General features: G+C 69.3%; 13 protein-coding genes. 4 read left to right on the top strand and 9 right to left on the bottom strand.

Annotated elements, in window-relative coordinates; genetic code table 11:
• Both AC16DP_RS43335 and AC16DP_RS43330 read left to right on the top strand, forming a co-directional pair.
• The coding region (locus AC16DP_RS43335) for a M16 family metallopeptidase (protein WP_483957064.1) at positions 1-1199 on the top strand (1199 nt) is incomplete at its 5' end.
• Positions 1196-2668 carry a M16 family metallopeptidase gene (locus AC16DP_RS43330; RefSeq protein WP_329734894.1) on the top strand — a complete coding sequence of 491 codons (1473 nt, stop codon included), beginning with the start codon at positions 1196-1198 and terminating at the stop codon, positions 2666-2668. The genes AC16DP_RS43335 and AC16DP_RS43330, both read left to right, overlap by 4 nt.
• A gap of 109 nt (positions 2669-2777) precedes the next feature.
• On the opposite strand, the gene AC16DP_RS43325 is transcribed toward AC16DP_RS43330, so the two are convergent.
• Positions 2778-3929, bottom strand: a complete 1152-nt coding sequence (locus AC16DP_RS43325) for a DUF1615 family protein (protein WP_329734893.1) — start codon at positions 3927-3929, stop codon at positions 2778-2780.
• A gap of 188 nt (positions 3930-4117) precedes the next feature.
• On the opposite strand from AC16DP_RS43325, the gene AC16DP_RS43320 reads away from it, so the two are divergent.
• Positions 4118-6325, top strand: a complete 2208-nt coding sequence (locus AC16DP_RS43320; protein WP_329734892.1) for a M4 family metallopeptidase — start codon at positions 4118-4120, stop codon at positions 6323-6325.
• Positions 6326-6400: 75 nt separating this feature from the next.
• On the opposite strand, the gene AC16DP_RS43315 is transcribed toward AC16DP_RS43320, so the two are convergent.
• From AC16DP_RS43315 to AC16DP_RS43295, 5 genes are all read right to left on the bottom strand, one after another.
• A complete protein-coding gene (locus AC16DP_RS43315; RefSeq protein ID WP_329734891.1) occupies positions 6401-7063 on the bottom strand; it encodes a hypothetical protein in 663 nt (220 codons plus the stop codon).
• Positions 7064-7229: 166 nt separating this feature from the next.
• The gene (locus AC16DP_RS43310; RefSeq protein ID WP_329734890.1) at positions 7230-8234 is read right to left on the bottom strand and encodes a metal-dependent hydrolase; all 1005 of its coding nucleotides are present in this window, start codon (positions 8232-8234) and stop codon (positions 7230-7232) included.
• Positions 8235-8238: 4 nt separating this feature from the next.
• A complete protein-coding gene (locus tag AC16DP_RS43305; protein WP_329734889.1) occupies positions 8239-9048 on the bottom strand; it encodes a hypothetical protein in 810 nt (269 codons plus the stop codon).
• 245 nt (positions 9049-9293) lie between these two features.
• Positions 9294-11099, bottom strand: coding sequence for an acyl-CoA dehydrogenase (locus AC16DP_RS43300; RefSeq protein WP_329734888.1), 1806 nt, complete (start codon positions 11097-11099; stop codon positions 9294-9296).
• Between the two features lie 132 nt (positions 11100-11231).
• A complete protein-coding gene (locus AC16DP_RS43295; RefSeq protein ID WP_329734887.1) occupies positions 11232-13256 on the bottom strand; it encodes a TonB-dependent receptor family protein in 2025 nt (674 codons plus the stop codon).
• Positions 13257-13464: 208 nt separating this feature from the next.
• On the opposite strand from AC16DP_RS43295, the gene AC16DP_RS43290 reads away from it, so the two are divergent.
• The gene (locus AC16DP_RS43290; protein ID WP_414640816.1) at positions 13465-13632 is read left to right on the top strand and encodes a helix-turn-helix domain-containing protein; all 168 of its coding nucleotides are present in this window, start codon (positions 13465-13467) and stop codon (positions 13630-13632) included.
• Positions 13633-13843: 211 nt separating this feature from the next.
• Here the strand turns inward: AC16DP_RS43290 and AC16DP_RS43285 are convergent, their stop codons facing one another.
• From AC16DP_RS43285 to AC16DP_RS43275, 3 genes are all read right to left on the bottom strand, one after another.
• Positions 13844-14329 (bottom strand): hypothetical protein, encoded by a 486-nt coding sequence (locus AC16DP_RS43285; RefSeq protein WP_329734886.1) that lies wholly within the window; start codon positions 14327-14329, stop codon positions 13844-13846.
• Positions 14330-15332: 1003 nt separating this feature from the next.
• Entirely contained in the window at positions 15333-16265 is a 933-nt protein-coding gene (locus tag AC16DP_RS43280; RefSeq protein WP_329734885.1) for a DUF2381 family protein, read from the bottom strand.
• Between the two features lie 47 nt (positions 16266-16312).
• Positions 16313-17826: serine/threonine protein kinase (locus tag AC16DP_RS43275; RefSeq protein ID WP_483957063.1), on the bottom strand; the 1514-nt coding region annotated here is incomplete at its 5' end.

Here is a 17826-nt window from a genome sequence, read left to right as displayed (position 1 = left end):
CGCTCTACAACTGGTTCCGCGTGGGCAGCCGCAACGAGCGCCCCGGCATCACCGGCCTGTCCCACTTCTTCGAGCACATGATGTTCAACGGCGCGAAGAAGTACGGCCCGGGTGAGTTCGATCGCGTCATGGAGGCGCACGGCGGCCGCAACAACGCCTACACCTCCGAGGACGTCACCGTGTACCAGGACTGGTTCCCGCGCTCGGCGCTGGAGAAGATCTTCGACCTGGAGGCGGACCGGCTGCAGAACCTCGCCATCGATCCGAAGGTGGTGGAGAGCGAGCGGGGCGTCGTCTACTCGGAGCGGCGCTCCAGCGTGGACAACGACAACAGCGGGCTGCTCATGGAGCAGGTGCAGGCCACCGCCTTCGTGGCGCACCCCTACCAGATTCCCGTCATCGGCTGGCCCTCGGACATCGAGAGCTGGAAGCAGGAGGACCTGGAGCGCTACTTCCGCACCTACTACGCGCCCAACAACGCCACGCTCATCGTGGTGGGCGCGGTGACGCCCGAGGAGATCTTCTCGCTGGCGGAGAAGTACCTGGAGCCCATCCCCGCCCAGCCCGCGCCCGAGCCGGTGCGCACCCAGGAGCCGCCGCAGCAGGGCGAGCGCCGCGTGGTGGTGCGCAAGCTGGCCCAGGCGCCGCTGCTGCAGATGGCCTTCCACGGCCTCAAGGCCAGTGACGCGGAAGCGCCCGCGCTCGACTTGCTGGTGCGCATCCTCACCGAGGGCGACTCCTCGCGGCTGCACCGGCGGCTGGTGGAGGAGGAGCAGGTGGCCATCGGTGTGGGCGGCTACCGGGGCGCGGGGTTCGACCCCTCGCTCACGTGGATGCTGGTGGACCTGCCCCCGGGAGGAGACCTGGGCAAGGCCGAGACGCTGCTCGACGAGGAGCTGGCGAAGGTGGTGTCCGCGGGCGTGAGTGACGCGGAGCTGCGCAAGGCGAAGAACATCGCCGTGGCGGAGTTCTGGCGCAGCCTGGAGACGAACAGCGGCCGGGCGCAGGCGCTCGGCACCTACGAGGTGTTCCACGGCGACTGGCAGAAGCTCTTCAGCGCGCCGGAGCGCTACGAGGCGGTGACGCGCGAGCAGGTGCAGAAGGTGGCCGCGCGGGTATTCGCGAGGAACAACCGCTCCGTGGGCGTGCTGGTGCCCGAGGCCGAAGCGGACGAGGCGAAGAAGGAGGCGGCGCGATGAAGGTGATGAACGGGAAGGTGGCGCTCGCGGCGCTGCTGGTGGCCTCCTCGGCGGGAGCACAGGAGACGAAGCCCCAGGCCCCCGCGGCGCAGCAGGTGCGCGAGGACGCGGTGAAGGACGCGGTGAAGCTGCCCAGGGCCACCGTGCTGGAGCTGAAGAACGGCGCGCGGCTGCTCCTGGTGGAGAAGCACGAGGTGCCGCTGGTGTCCTTCAGCGCGAAGGTGCGCGGCGGGGCGCTCGGGGACCCGGAGGGCAAGGAGGGCGTGGCCGCGCTCGCCGCCGAGCTGCTCCAGAAGGGCGCCGGCAAGCGCGACGCCGCGCAGTTCGCCGAGGCGGTGGACAGCGTGGGCGGCGTGCTCGGGGTGGCCTCCAGCCGCGAGTCGCTGGAGATCGGCGGGCAGTTCATGTCGCGCGACACCGCCCTCATGGTGGAGCTGCTCTCGGACATGCTGATGCGGCCCCGCTTCGACGCCGCCGAGCTCGACAAGATGCGCGAGCGGATGGTGTCGGAGCTCGCCGCGGCGAAGGATGGAGACCTGCGCGGCATCATCGGCACGTACTTCCAGGCCTTCCACTTCGGGACGCACCCGTACGGGCGGCCCGTGGGCGGCAGCGAGGCCTCGCTCGCCACCCTCACGCGCGAGGATGTGCTGGCGTACGCGAAGGCGCACCTGGGCGGAGACCGGCTCATCCTCTCCGTGGTGGGTGACTTCGACGCGAAGAAGCTCGCGAAGCAGCTCGAGGCCGCGCTCGGCGGGTGGAATCGCGCGGGCACTCCGGTCCCGGCCGCTCCTCCCACCCAGCCCCTGAAGGGCCGCCGCGTCCTGCTGGTGGACAAGCCGGACGCCACGCAGACGTACTTCTGGGCCGGCAATACGGGCATCTCCCGCACCGACCCCGCTCGCGTGGACGTGACGCTCGCCAACACGGTGCTCGGCGGCCGTTTCACCTCGCTGCTCAATACGGCCCTGCGCGTGAAGTCCGGGCTGACGTATGGCGCGGGCTCGGCCGTGCTGCCCGGCATCCAGCCCGGCCCCTTCGCCGTCTCCTCGTACACCCAGACGGAGTCCACAGGCCAGGCGCTGGACATGGCGCTGGATGTGCTCGCCAGCTACCGCCAGCAGGGCATGGACGACGCCATGCTCTCCTCCGCCAAGGAGTACGTGCTGGGCCAGTTCCCTCCCACGCTGGAGACGAGCCAGCAGATCGCCTCCCGGTTGTCCGAGCTCGCCTTCTACGGCCTGGACTCGAGCGACGTGGATGCGTTCGCCTCGAAGGTGGCCGCCACCGACAAGGCCCGCATCCTCGCCGCCATCCAGCGCGTCATGCCCGCCCAGGAGGACTTGACCGTCGTGCTCATCGGCAAGGCCTCGGCCATCCGGGACGTGGCTCGCAAGTACGGGCCCGTGACGGAGATGCGTATTACGGACCCGTACTTCGCTCCCCGGGGCACGGTGAAGGCACAGTAGGCACGGGTCTTCTCCACGGGTCGGGAGGACGGGGGCGAGGCACCCTCACCCCCGCCCTCTCCCGAGGGGAGAGGGAGTTGTGGGTCCTCTCCGATGTGGGGCTGCCCACCTACTTCGGCAGTGCCGCGTAGCGGTCCATGCACTTCTTGTAGCGCTTGTTCACCGACTGCGCGAACCACGCCGTGGACTTGTCCCCGCTCATCTTCGGGCTCCGGATCGTCACCGCCGGCAGCTGCTCGTAGGCCGGCGTCTCGCCCGTCTGCTCCTGGTACACGCGCTTGATGGCGCTCCAGGTGTCCGTCTCCTCGAAGGCCAGCTCCTTCTCCTTCTCCACGTCCTTGCGCACCCGCCGCTCGCTCACGTCGTCCGGCACGTACCGCTCCCGGAACGCCAGGAGCGCCTTCAGCGAGTTGCTGTCCTCGTCCACCGGCTCGCCCTGCTTGTCGTAGGCCAGCAGGTCTCCGTCCGTCACCAGCTTGATGCCCGTCAGCCGGCTCACCTGCGACTGCACCGCCGCGTTGCGCGAGGCGTAGAAGCCCGCGTTGTAGTCCGCGAAGCGGTAGAGCGGCTCGCTGTAGTGCGCCTCGTAGCCCAGCAGCCGCGCCGTGCCGTAGTACACCCCGCCGCTCCGGGTGTAGAGCTCCTCGCGCACCCGCTGCAGCGCCTGCTCGTCGCCTCCCGCCAGCTCCTCCGAGAAACGCACGCTCACCTGCATGGAGCCCGCCGTGGTGATGGGGTTGAGGTCCTCCAGCCGCGTGGACTTGAAGAGGCTGCTCGCCACCTGCGCCGCGAAGTACGTCTTCGGGAACTCCGTCTCGTAGTACTCCAGCAGCTCGCGGAAGATGCGGTCCAGGTCCCTCTCCGTCTTCACCTGCGCCAGCCGCTGCTCGAACGTCTGCGAGTGGCCCGGCGCCTTGCCCTCCAGCAGCCCCTTCACCGCCGGTGGCCCCAGCGGGCCCAGCTTGTCCGCGTAGGCCTCCAGCTTCTCCCGCACGATGCGCGCCAGTCCCGGCACCGCCGGGTTGGCCTCGAAGCCGGACTCCTGCTCGATGACGGCCAGCACCGAGCACACCGCCTCCGCCGAGGGGTACAGCCGGTGCGCCTCCAGCGCCGCCAGCACGTCCTCCGCCCAGCCCTCGCGCTCCTTCTCACCCGGCGGCACCAGCTGCGTGGCCTGCTCCACGGTGACGCGCGGGGGCAGCGGCACCTCGGGCCGCGTGTGGCGAGGGGCACAGGCCGCCAGCGCCGCCAGCCCGCACACGGCCAGCGCATTGCGTCCCGCACGGAAAAATCTCGCAACCTTCCATCTCCTCGGGGAGGAGACAAGGGGGGTGGAGGTAACGTTTACAGCGCTCGTCACAGAAAAATTCCTGAAAACCATCACATCCCCTTGTTCACGGCTTAGTTTGGAGTTCAAGTGAACAGTCTCTTCTACCGAGGAGTATTGCTTTGGCTCATCGACTGATGCGGACCCTGTGTGTGGCCTGGCTGGGTGCGAGCCTCGCCGCTTGCGGTTCGACGACGGAAGTGAACGAGGAGGCGGTGCGGGCGGGTGAGAAGGACGTGGACATCCAGGCGGCGCTGGCGCGTTTCAAGGACGCGCGCGTGGTGGGCAGCGAGGCCGGCGTCCCGTACGCGGTGACGGGCCAGCTGGGCCGGCTGTCGCCCGCGGGCAGCGTGGGCGAGCTGCGCGCCAAGGACGAGCTGCGCGAGGCGGTGGTGGAGCTCGCGCCGGTGTTCCGCGTGAGCGGCGAGGACCTGGTGTTCAAGCGCGCCACCGTGGACGAGCAGGGCCACCGGCACCTGCGCTTCCAGCAGACGCTCAACGGCCTGCGCGTGGTGGGCGGCGAGCTCGTCGTGCACGCGGATGGCGCGGGCAACATCTACGCGGTCAACGGCTCGCTGCGGTCGGGTGAGCAGCTGTCCGCCGCGGCGCGCGTGGCTCCCGAGGCCGCGCTGCGGGCCGCCGAGGCCGGCTCCACCGCGCGGGGCGCTTCCGCCCAGGGCGAGGCGAAGCTCGTCTACGTGCGCGCCGAGGGCAGCTCCGAGCTGCGCCTGGCCTACGAGGTGTCCGTGAAGGGCGAGCGTCAGGGCATGCCCGCCAACGACCTCGTCTACGTGGACGCGCAGCGCGGCGGCGTCCTCCTGGAGAACCCGCTCATCCACACGGCGCTCAACCGCCGGGTGTACTCGGCCAACAACGGTACGACCACGCCGGGCACGCTCAAGCGCAGCGAGGGCCAGGCGGCCATCGGCGACGCCCATGTCGACATCAACTACGACATGCTGGGCGTCACCTACAACTGCTACAAGACGCTCTTCAACCGCGACTCGTACGACAACCTGGGCGCCACGCTCACCAGCACCGTCCACTACGGCAGCAACTACGTGAACGCCTACTGGGACGGCACCCAGATGGTGTACGGCGACGGCAACAACTCGGACTCCATCGAGCTGGGCAAGGACCTGGACGTCACCGTCCACGAGCTGACCCACGCCGTGACGGACTCCGAGTCGGACCTCATCTACTCGGGGGAGTCCGGTGGTCTCAACGAGTCCATGTCCGACATCTTCGCCGGCGTGTGCGAGAGCTGGACGCGCAGCTGGGCGGTGGACGCGGACGTCTTCAAGATTGGCGAGGACATCTGGACGCCGGGCACCGCGGGCGACGCGCTCCGCTACATGGATGACCCGGCCAGGGACGGGGTGTCGCTCGACTTCTACGGCGACTACTCCCCGGGCGTGGACGTGCACTACAGCTCCGGCATCAGCAACCTGGTGTTCTCGCTGCTGAGCAAGGGGGGCGTGCATCCGCGCGGCAAGTCCACCAACTCCGTGCCGGCGATTGGCCCGGAGAAGGCCGGCCGCATCTTCTACAAGGCCAACACGGACCTCTTCACCACCAGCACCACCTTCGAGCAGGCCAAGACGTACACGATTCAGGCCGCCGATGCGCTCTACGGCGCGGGCTCGGCCGAGTCCCTGGCGGTGAACGAGGCCTGGAAGGCCGTGGGCGTGCCGCCTCCGCCGCCGGTGATCGATCCGCTGACCAACGGCGTGACGGTGACCGGCATCTCCGGTGGCAAGAAGTACTACGCGCTGCAGGTGCCCGCCGGCCAGGCCAGCCTCGTGTTCGACATCAGCGGTGGCACGGGTGACGCGGACATGCACGTGAAGTTCGGCGCGCTGCCGACCACCAGCTCCTACGACTGCCGTCCGTACGCCAGTGGCAACACGGAGAACTGCTCCTTCACCAACCCGGCCGCGGGCACCTGGTACGTGTTCCTCAACCCCTACTCGGCGTTCTCGGGCGTCACCCTCAAGGGCACGTACGGCGGGACGGGCAGTAGTGGCACGCCGGTGACGCTGACCATCAACGACAGCGTGGCCTCGGGCGCGGCGGACAACTTCGGCCCGTACAGCGTGGTGGCGGGCACCCAGTTCAAGGTGGTGATGTCGGGCTCGGGCGACCCGGACCTCTACGTCCGCTTCGGCGCGGCGCCCACGACCAGCACCTACAACTGCCGTCCGTACAGCTCCGGCGCCGCCGAGACGTGCGATCTGACGGTGCCCGCGGGCCAGAGCAGCGCGTACGTCATGGTGCGCGGCTACACCGCGGCCACGTACAGCCTGAACATCAACTACACCCGGCCGTAGTCCTGGTGAGCAGGATGGAATGACGGGCGGGCGGCTCTCCTCGTGGGGGTCGCCCGTCGTCTTTTCGCGGCGTGGCTACCGCCGCAGCTGGATGTCCCGCGCGAGGCTCTCGCCTCCGCCCACCAGGTCGAACGAGGCCCGTACGGGAGTGCCCTCGCTGATGTCCCGGAGCGGGATGTGGCGGCCCTGGCGCAGGCCGCGGCTGCGGCCGTCGATGCGCAGCTCGTAGATGTTGCCCTCCTCGTCGCTCACCTCGATGGTGCCGGGGCGCACGCGCTTCACCCGGCCGTCCACGGTGCCGGTGGCGATGGTGACCTCCTCGGCGGGCGCGGTGGCGGAGATGCTCGCGTTGCCGGCGCGTGCCGCCTCCGCGGCCTCCAGGAAGCCGGCTCGCTCCTCATCCGGCAGCTCAGGGCGTCTCCCCGGCCGCTCCCAGGATTCGGAGTCCGTCTCCAGCAGCCGCGAGGGCGGGGTCTCCGCGTCCGTTCCGCGCGCGAGGTGCTCCTCGGACGGTCCGGCCTGTCCTGCTTCGGTGCCGGGGGCTGGCGGCTCTGGCAGCTCGACGAAGTCGATGGTCTGGACGGGGGCGGGTTCCGACGGAGCCTCGGCGGCCACCGCGACCTTCGTGACTTCCGTTGTCGGCTCCGGTGCCGGCTCCGGTGCCGGCTCCGGCTTGCGGCATCCCGTCCAACAGAGGACACACCCGCCGAGCAGCGCCCACCCCATCCAGTTCGCCATCCCACGCCCCCCTCACACTCGCCCGGGGGGAAGGTGGGGCGCGGGCGTGAGCACGGCAAGCCGCCGGCCCATGTCCCTGTCTACGGGCCGCGGGAGAGCAAGCGAGCCACCGTGCGCTCAATTTCCCCTCTCCCCTCGGGAGAGGGTCAGGGTGAGGGTATTCGTCTCACGGGTTCCCCCCGCGAGACCCGCGCCACCGTTCCATCAACTCGCGAGCACTGCCACCGCGCTCGAGCCGTGCATCCGTCACCGAAAGGTCCGGCCCGAGCTCCAGGACGAACGTGAGCGTCGGCTCGCCGCGCAGGTGGTAGCGCAGGTCTCCGATTCGCACCACGGTGCGTCCCTGTTCACCCGGGGCCGAGGAGATGACGGGGAAGCGGGCCCAGGCGAGCGCCTCGTGCACGGTGGGCACGGCGCGCACGGAGGCGGGGAGTGCCTCCACCGAGGGCCGGGGCACACGGCGCTCCTCGCGCGGGGGCTCGCCGGGGGACACGGAGCCGGCCACGTACTCGGAGGGGAGCACGGCCACATAGCGCCAGGTGGTGAGCGAGAACCACGCGGGGAAGACCTGCACCCGCTCGGCCGTGGGCCAGGTCTCGTGCACGCGGGACGTCAGCGTGGCCTGGAGCACGCCGCGCAGGCCCACGTACGCGGCCGAGCATGCGAGTCCCACGAGCAGGGCGCGCCGCCACTGTCCCCCGCGGCGCCAGGCCCACACCGCACCGGCGAGCAGCGGAAGGGTGACGAGTGGATCCACCACCATCGTCCAGTCGAGCGTGAGGCGCCGGTCGGAGAAGGGGAGGAGGAGGCGGGTGCCCCATCCGGTCCACAGGTCGGGCAGCAGGTGGGCCACCGCGAGTGCGAGCAGGCTGGAGAGGTAGACGGGGAGGAAGCGGGCGCGGCGGAAGACGAGCAGGGCAATCCCGGTGGCGGCGAGGGTCACGACGGGGGCGAAGGCGAGCGCGTGGGACAGGCCGCGGTGGGCGCGCAGGGCGTGGTCGACGGAGTTGGCGGCGGGGAGGAGGGTGTCGAGATCGGGCATCTCGGCGGCGAGGACGGAGCCGAGGAGCACGGCCTTGTCGGTGGGGGAGAGGGGAGCGCCAGCGGGGGACTCGGGGCGGCGGAGCGCGCCGAGGGCCAGGCCCAGCAACCCGTGGGTGAGGTTGTCCATGGCGTCACGCTCCGAGGTTGTGGGCCACGGCCCTCACGTGGGCGTGGACGAGCTCGCGGGCCCGGGTGAGCTCCTCCAGGCGTGTGGGCACATAGCCGAGGCACAGCACCACCTCGTCCTCGGGGGCGGCGCGGGCGCCCAGCGCGGCGTAGTCGAGCGTGCGCGAGAGGGGCTCGCCCTCGGTGTCCGGGGTGAAGCGGCCGAACACGGCGGCGTGGGTGCCCCGGCCGGGCGCGGTCTCCTTCAGCGCGAAGAGCTGGCGCACGGCCTCGAGCGTCTCAGGGCGGGCGGCGAGCACCTCGGGGTCCACGGGCCCCGCCAGCTCCCACTCGAGCAGGCGCAGGCAGCCGCGGACGAACTCCACGTCGGTGATGACGAGCCCGTACAGGTACCAGTCCGCGCACGCCGCCTGGACGAGCCGGGCCTGCGCGTCCGTGAGCCAGGTGAAGGACGGGCAGGTGAAGGTTTCACAGATGTCGGCGCGGTAGACGCCGCAGTCGCGCAGGTCCGCGCCCCCCGTCACCTTCGGGTGGCCGAGGCAGCCCACCCGTGTGTGCTCCGCGTCGAGGAAGCCGAGCAGCGGGCAGACGCGGACGGCGGGGAAGAGCGAGCTCTCCCGCCGGGACTCCAGGAGCGCGCGGGCCGTGGTGTGCCAGGCCTCCGGCTCATGAGGCACGGTGCGCAGGGCCTCGGTCTGCGCGGCGAGCTGCGCGGTGAGCGTGGCGCGCGAGTGGTCGCGGAAGTTGTAGAGGCCGCAGCAGGCACCACAGGAGGCGCCCCGGCCGGGCTGGCACAGGTGGAAGGAGACGGACACGGTTCCTCGGGAGGCTCATCGTCTTCTGGGAGATGAGCGAAGGGGCTCGATGCTCCCTCTCCCCCCGGGAGAGGGTTGGGGTGAGGGTATCCGAGCCCGTTCTTCCAACCCGCGGCCCACAGTGGGGACAGGGGTTCAACCCGGGGCCCTGGCACCCTCACCCCGTCCCTCTCCCGAAGGGAGAGGGGAAATGGTCGCGGACCTACTTACGGAGTTAGCGCCAGCGTTAGCGCCTCACCGTCTTCTCAGAACCACTCGGGCTTCATCCGCGTGTACGAGTCCTCCCCCGAGCGGCACAGCGCCACCAGGTGCGTCACCCGCGGCAGCTCCGTGTTCAGCCAGTACTGCGCCGCCGCCAGCTTCCCCTCGTAGAAGTCCCGGCCCTCGCCGCCGCGCGCCAGGCCCTCGCGCGCCGCCGCCGCCTGCGCCAGCCACCGCCACGACACCGCCAGCACCGAGAACAGCTCCATGTAGTCCGCGCTGTGGCGCAGCATCCGCTCCACCTCGCCCGCCATCCCCGCCGCTCCCAGCTCCATCGTCAGCTCCACCACCTCCTGCAGCGCCCGGTTCAGCGCCTCGCCCCACGCCGGCTCCACGCCCGCCTTCCTCGCCCGCTCCACCGCCGCCCCCACCTCCTCCGCGAAGGCCCTCATCGCCTCGCCCCCCGCCGCCATCACCTTGCGCCCCAGCAGGTCCAACCCCTGGATGCCCGTGGTGCCCTCGTGGATGCTGTTGAGCTTCTGGTCTCGCAGGTACGCCTCGGGCAGGTACTCGCTCGAGTAGCCGTAGCCCCCGTGCACCTGCACCGCCAGCGCGTTGGCCTCGAAGCCCTTCTCCGCGGGGAACGTCTTCGCCAGCGGCGTGAGCAAGTCGAGCAGCAGCCCCGCGCGCCGCCGCTCCTCCTCCGTCTTCCCGTGCGCCGCCACGTCCGCCTGCCACGAGGCCATCGCCAGCAGCGACAGGCCTCCTTCCACGATCGCCTTCTGCCGCAGCAGCATCCGCCGCACGTCCGCGTGCTCGATGATGGGGTGCTGCGGCCGCGCCGCGTCCTTCTCCCACGCGGGGCGCCCCTGCGGCCGGTTCTGCGCGTACGCCAGCGCTTCCTGGTACGCCACCGAGGCCGTCGCCACGCCGTTGAGGCCCACCATGATGCGCGCCTCGTTCATCATCTGGAACATGTGCGCCAGGCCCTTGCCCGCCTCGCCCACCAGCCACCCGCGGCAGTCCCCACCCTCGCCGTAGTTGAGCGCCAGGCTCGGCAGCCCCTTCCAGCCAATCTTGTGGATGGCTCCCGTCACGCGCACGTCGTTGTCCACCAGCCGTCCGCCCTCGGGCCGGCGCGCGGGCACCGCGAAGAGCGACAGGCCCCGCGTCCCCGCCGGAGCGCCCTCGATGCGCGCCAGCGTGAGGTGCACCACGTTCTCCGTGAAGTCCTGATCCCCGCCGCTGATGAAGATCTTCGAGCCGGTGATGCGGTACGTCCCGTCCCCGGCCGGCGTGGCCCGCGTCTTCACGTCCGCCAGGCTGCTGCCCGCTTGCGGCTCGGTGAGCGCCATGGTGCCCGTCCACTCGCCCCGGTACATCCGGGCCATGAACTCGTCCTTCAGCCACGGGCTGCCAAAGGCCTGGATGAGGTGCGCCGCGCCGCTCGTCAGCCCGATGAAGCCATACGCGCTCAGGTTGGCCGCCATCAGGTACGCCGAGGCCAGCGAGTACACCGTGATGGGCAGCTGCTGGCCTCCCACGTCCACCGGGTGCGTGGCCGTCAGCAGGCCCAGCTCCACCAGCTGCGGGTACAGCTTGCGCATCAGCGGATGCACGTGGACGCGGCCATCCCGGAACGAGGGCGGCTCGTTGTCCATCAACCGGTACGTGGGCAGCAGCACGTCCCGCGCGAAGCGGCGCGTGCTGTCCAGGAAGAGCGTGAACGTCTCGCGCGAGTGGTCCGCGAAGGCCGGGAGCTGGCACAGCGCTTCCGTGTCCAGCACCTCGTAGAGCTGGAAGTCCACGTCACGGTCGGAGAGCAGCGGGTTCGAGGCGGGGGCGGTCATGGGGCATGTGTTATCCCACGGGCGCGCCCGGTGCACGGAGATGGGTGCAACCCGGGGCCCCCGATACCCTCACCCCGTCCCTCTCCCGGGGGGAGAGGGGAGATGGGCCCGGGGGGTTGTGTTGGTGGGGTGTCACCAGCGGTGTGACAGGCCCGCTCCCGCGTAGACCGACAGGGGCGGCGCCGGCTCGAAGTAGCGCCCCCGGCTCGCGTTCACCCGCACGTTGTCGCTGTAGCGCGCCGACAGCAGGTTCTGGAACCCCACGAACGGGCTCACCTCGAACACCCCCATCGTGAAGCGGTGCCCCAGCCTCGCGTTCACCACCCACGCCGTGTGCTCGCGCACCGTGTTCGCGTCGTCCGCGTATAGCCCTCCCGCGCTGAACACCTCCACCGCCGCCCGCGCCCCGCTCGCGTGCTGGTACACCGCCTCCGCGCTCACCTGGTTCGCCGGTATCCCCGGCACCTGCTTGCCCCTCAGCTGCCGGCCCTGTGACACGGAGTCCCGGAACGTCGCCTGCAACGCGTTGTAGGCCGCCCTCACCCTCAGCTCCTCCGTCACCTTCGCCTCCAGCGCCACCTCCGCCCCCATGTGTCTCGAGCGCCCCGTATTGCGGAAGTATGCCCGCGCCCGCTCGTCCTCGAAGCGCACCAGCCCGTCCCGTATCCACACCGAGAACAGCGCCACGTCGTAACGCAGCCGGCCCCCCAGCAACCCCCGCGCCCCCAGCTCCACCCCGTTCGAGCGCTGTGGCTTCAAGTCCCTCGACAACCCGCCGCCCGCCCCCGCCGGCACCGCCAGCTCCGTCGTCGTCGGCGCCTCGAAGGCCTGCGTGGCGCTCGCGAACACCGATACCTCCGGCACCGGCGCCCAGATGAGCCCCAGCCGCCCCGTGGGCTGCTGGAACGTCCGCGCCCCCGTCCCGTCCCCGTCCTCCCGCAGGAAGTCCTCCACCGTGTAGCGCGACACGTCGTAGCGCGCCCCCGCCACCAGCGTCAGGCGCTCGCGCAGCTCCCACTCCTCCTGCGCGAAGACGCCCAGCCCCAGCACACCCTCGTCCTGGTCCAGCTGCAACGCGCTGCCCGGCTGGCCCTCCACGTTGTCGAAGTTCTTCCGCCGGTCCGCCTGCGACTGCACCTCCGCTCCCACCGTGAAGCGGCTGCGCAGCCCGAGGAGCGGCGTCCGGTTCCCGTATCGCACCGACATCCCGCCGAACGTCCGGTCGAACGCCACCACCGTCTGCGGCAGCGCGTTCTGGAAGCCCCGCAGCGCCAGGAAGCCGCTCGCCTCCACCTCGTGCGCCTCGCCCAGGCGCCGCCGGTACGTCAGCCCCAACCGCCCCTGCCGCACCGACTCGCCCGCCCGGTATTGCGCGTTGAGCGGCGAGGCCTGCTGGGGGTCGCTCTCCACCTCCGCCCGCGTCAGCCCTCCCGCGTCTCCCGCTTCCGGCGCGTCCACCAGCGACAGCACCGCCTTCCACTCCGAGCTCCCGTCCGGCGTCCACCCCACCTTCCCGTTCAGCAGCACCTGCTCCGTGCCCGACAGCCTCCGCCACCCCTGCTGCGCCAGCCGCGACGCGCCCACCATCCAGCGCACGTCCCCGCTCTTCCCCCCGCCCTTCACGTTCAGCTTCCACAGCCCGTTGTCCCCGTTCACCGTGCGCGCCTCCACGAAGGGCCGCTCCGGGCCTTCCTCCGTGGTGATGCTCACCACGCCTCCCGCCGCGTTCCCGTACAGCGACGAGGCCAGCCCTCGCAGCACCTCCACGCGCTCCGCCGAGGCCATGTCCAGGCTGTCCACGTTGCTCTGCCCGTCCGGCAGCGTCTCCGGGAAGCCGTCCACCCGCACGGTGATGCCCCGGATGCCGAACGCCGAGCGCGCTCCGAATCCCCGGATGGACAGCCGCAGGTCCTGCGCGGCGTTGTTGCGGCTCTGCGTCACCAGCCCCGGTACCCCCACCAGTGACTCGTGGAGGCCCAGCGTGGCGCGGCCTTCTTGAATGTCCTCCCGCTCCACCACGCTCACCGCCGCCGGGGTGCGGTTCAGCGGCGTGGGCACTCGTGGTGCCACCACCGTCGTCTCCCGGGGCGCCGCGGGCGCAGAGGCGGTCTGGGCCAGTGTGGCGGAGATCAGCGCGCAGGGGAGCAGCCAGGACATCCCGTGGACCTTCCTGTTGGGGAGCCCGGGAGCCAGGCACCCTCACCCCGTCCCTCTTCCGAGGGGAGAGGGGTTGTGTCCAGACGCTACCAGCCATTCACAAGCCCTCGGAAGCATTGAGGCCGCGGGGACCCGTTCCGTCCAACCGTCCCAACCCATCACGGGGCCTACCAAGGCTTCTGCTGCACCGGTGCTGCAAGCGCGGCCCATGTTGGCGCGGTTGCTGACGGTGCGAGAGGTGGCGGACCGGCTGACGGTGTCTCCTGCCACCGTTCACAGGCTGTGCGCCGGGGGGCGGCTCCGGTTCGTTCGGGTTGGGGCTGTTGTGAGGATCGACCCGGCCAGTCTGGAGACGTTCCTGGCCACCGGAAGCTGATGCTCCCCGGGGGAGCAGGCAGCCTGACAGGGGGGGCCCTATGCGGGCCTCCTCCATTCGAGTAGATGGAGTTCGGTCACTCGCTGATGAACCGCGAGCTGACCGCGTGCTCCGTGCCCGGACTTCTCTCGGGTCCTGGAGGCATCTCGAGCCGAACAAGACCATGAAGGGCCGGGGCTTGTGGTCCGACTCGGCCCCGCCGTCGATCACGTCATCGAGGAGGGGGGCGCGGCACGCGGGCAACCTTCTTCGCGTGCTCGATGGCCTCCAGGTGTTCTTTTCGAAGAGGGTTCTGTCGACTGAGTCGGCGCACCCTTCGCTCCGTATCCTCCAACATGGCCCATGCTTCACGAGCCTGCCGGGGGAAGAGGTGAAGTGCCTGCACGTAGAGGCAGATGACGTGGACGCGCATCCCCAGGTCGCGGAAGCCGAGCTGTTGGAGACGGCGAAGCCACCGCCCGAACTCCTTCCACGCCAACCTGCTTCCGTACGCCTCGGTAAGGATGGTCTTCGCGATGGTTTGCTGTACGGCGAGTCGCTGGGTTGGGGTTTTTGTCCTCTGAAGCCACCGCTTCTCCAATTTCAAGAGTTCGCGTCTGTAGTCCTCATAGGGCGCTTTGGCTTCGATCAGCGCCAAGAAGAGAAGATCGATCTCACGACCAAATGAAGGGGAGCGCTCCCGGCCTGTGGGTTCCATGCTCAGGCTCCAGGGCAGGGCTTGTCGTTGGCTTGCCATGGCCAGAACCCGTGACGCATACAAGCGTCGTAACAGGCTTGGCATTGCGTCTCGCCCCACTTCCGGCCATCGATGCCGTCACCTCCGGCGCGGATGCACTTCGCGTAATGCGGTCGGCAGATGTCCTTGTCCCATCGCTCCCTCTCCTCCTGGGTTGGAAGATCGGGGATCGGCGACGCTTCGGACTCAACGCGTCCAGGCAGGAGATTGTTGGGCTGGGATTGCGTCGTCGCTGGAGCCACGGCTCCACACCGCTCGTACTGGCCTGGGTTCTGCTTGAGGCAACAGGTGACGGTGCTGTCGGTCGGGTTGCACTCGGCCCGATTGAACGCGAAGCTGCCGCTGTACCCCGAGCCGCTCGTTGATGCACAACCAGATGCCAGAACGGCCAGCAGACCCAGGGCGAGACAAATCGGGCGGCGCATTGGGCCGCTACCGACGGCACGGGCTTGTTGCATGACCGACTCCACAGGCCGGGTGAAGGAGACCGGCCTCATAGGGTTATCGGGTGGAGGCTCAGAGTAGTTGCTTCTCCCCATGCAGCACCAGACCCTGGCGCGTCGGTCATCAGGGAGAAGACCCAGCAAATCCGCGGAGTTCGAGCCGGCTATAGCCGGGAGATCTGGGAGAAATATCTATTTCTCCCCCTCGTCCGCGCCCCCACGTTGGCGCGTAGATGGCGTGAGTGTCGTCATCGGCACACGTCACACCGACTCATGGGCTCCACCCCCGGGACTCCGTCATCATCTTCCCCGAGAACTCAAGGGGACTGACTCCTCGGCTGGCGGCGAGATTGGACGACTCGCTCCGGGAGGCCATCAAACGCGCGGCGAAACTTCGGGAGTACGCCGACGCGGTTTCGAAGTCCGTGGCCTCGACTGCGCTGCTCGAATTGAGGCCGCGGGGACCCGTTCCGTCCAACCGTCCCAACCCATCACGGGGCCTACCAAGGCTTCTGCTGCAATCAAAGCCCCGGCTTCACGGCCAATGCAGGGAAGGTCACGTTGCCGATGACGAAGGTTCGTTGGCCGTCAGCCTCCCAGAGCTTCAAGGTGAAGGTGCCCTCGGTCCGCGCGTCCGGTGCCATCACCTCGACCCAGATGTGGCGCCGCTCCCCCGGGGGGAGCGGCTCGGCTGGCCAGAAGGATGCCTCCAGTACCTCTCCCTTGGATCCGACCAATACCGCGCCTTTTGGTGTCCACGACTTCGCCGCATCCAGATTCTCCAGCCACAAATCGATGACAACCCGGCCAGGAGCGCGGACGGTCTTTACCCACCATGACTTGAGGGAGTTGCTCTCGCGTGTCGTAATGAGCTTGGTGATGTCCTGAGAAGGGATGCCGTTCGCGTCCACCATGCCCGAGGCGAACAGCCCGAGCAGTCCAGCAGGCCGGTCATGTTCCGCATGAAGCCGCGCGTTCTCGGCGCGCAGTTCCGAGTTCTCCTCGCGCGTCTTCCTCAACTCGGCCTGGACGGAGTTCACCGAGCGCGCGTGGCGGAAGATCTCCAATCGGCGCTCGCCAATCGCGGGATGGACAATCAGCCGGAAGGATGCGCAAGCGGGCGCCGCGCCATCCGTGAAACACACCGTCAACGTGCTGGGCTTTGCACCGCGCATTCTCTCCGAGGGTTCAAGCGTGATGAGCCGCTTTCCAGGCGCTACCTCGAAGCGCTCGCGATTCTCCAGCGTCATCCCGTCCGAACGTACGTCCGAGTCGAAGCGGAAGGAGGTGGGCTGTCCTGGACTGATCTGAACCTCGGGGACTTCGTTGGTCCCTTCCGCCGTCAGCTCGATGCAGCGGCCTTCGCTCGCTCCGAGCGGAGGGCACGTCTGCGAGGAGGCGGGAGTGGCCGCGAGAAGCAGCACCAGGAACGCAGTAGGCGACGAAGCGAACACGGGAAGAAGACTCCGAAGAACGATGGTGCTGACCGCTCGGCTGGCCCTTATTCGAAGCTGCTGACGGCTCTCACGACCGCCGTGCCAAAGACTCGTGCGCTCCCCGGGCTTCCATCCGGCTCCCGAATGGTTCCTCGCCCTCCCTCGATGTCCCACATCTCCAGGCAGACCTTGAACGTGTCTCCGCCCGGCACCTTGGCTTCGGTGAATCTCCCGTACACGCGCCTATCGCCGAAGATCAGCCGCCCGGACAAGAGGGTTCTATCCGGCAACTTCCCCCAGTCACCAATCAAGCTGAGGGTGGTCTCTCCCTCCTTCACGGTGATGTTCTCGGGTTTCGTCGCAAGGGTGAAGTGGACCCCATGCGCCTTCCCGATGTCGATCCCGAGCGTCTTCATCGTCTCGACCGCACCCGCCGGACATGGAGCTGGTTCCGGAGTGGGCCGTACTTGTTGGGGGCTCGGACATCCGGTCAGCGCATTGCAAACCAGGCCCGTACCGATGACCTTGGCGGCGCGTCCGAGAACCTTCGTCTTTTTCTGTTGGGGCTTCTCGCTGCTGTCGTCCTTGGGAAGCATCGTGATCATAACCGGCGCGGAAATGGAGCCCATCGCGGGCTCGGCGCCTTCTCCGCCCGTAGGATCCAGCGGCTTCGCGGATTGCGCCACTTCACGACCGGACTCGGCTTGTCGAGTCGTGGCGGCCTCGGACGACGCATCGAGTGGCACCGCCCCAGGGGGAGCGCGCAACGAAGTGGCGAACAAGAACGCGCCGAGCACCACGGCCGCGCCCCCCGCTGCTACCGCTCGCGGCGCTTGGAGAGGGGCCGGGGCTTGGGATGCAGGGGGCGGAACTGGCTCTGGTGGAACAGGCTCCGGCGCATGGGCAACAGCAACAGCGGGTCTCTTCTGTTCCGGGACGGCGGCGAGGACTTCGGCCTCGGCAACAGGGGCCGGAGCCTTCTTCAGTGGCTTCCGGCCTCTCCGCCGCTCTTTCTTCAGCCAACGTCGGAGCCAGCGCTTCGAGTCGGCCACATCCACCAGCGCTGGCTCTTCCTCGGTCGTCCTGTTGTGGGGCGCGTCCGGCTCGAACAACGGGAGGTCCCAGCTTGCATCGGCCTCGGCGGTGGCCATGGCCGCATCCAGTGCCGAGCAGAACCCGACCACGCTCCCGTAGCGCGCCGCCGGGTCCTTCTCCAACATCCGCATGCAGATGTCCGAGAGAGCGCGCGGCACGCGGGGATTGAGGACGTGCGGTGCAACAGGAGTTTGATGGAGGATGCGCTCCGCGAGTCCTCCCTCTTCTTCGTCCTCCCGGTCCCCGAACGGAAGGATGTCCGTCAGCAGCCAATAGAACGACACCCCGAGGGCCCAAAGCTCGTCCGCTGGGCTGTAGTCGTAGCTCCCGGAGTCGTTCTCCCTGCTGAAACGCCACGCCTCCGGCGCGCGAAACTCGATGGTTCCCGGCGGAAGGCGCGAGCTGGTCGGGGCTGGGAGCCCCGTGAGCGCGCTCACTCCGAAGTCGATCAGCAGCGGTCTCGCGTTCCCATCCCGGATGATGA

The sequence above is a fragment of the Archangium sp. genome, from assembly GCF_057119385.1.
This window is presented reverse-complemented; position numbering and strand designations above follow the sequence as displayed.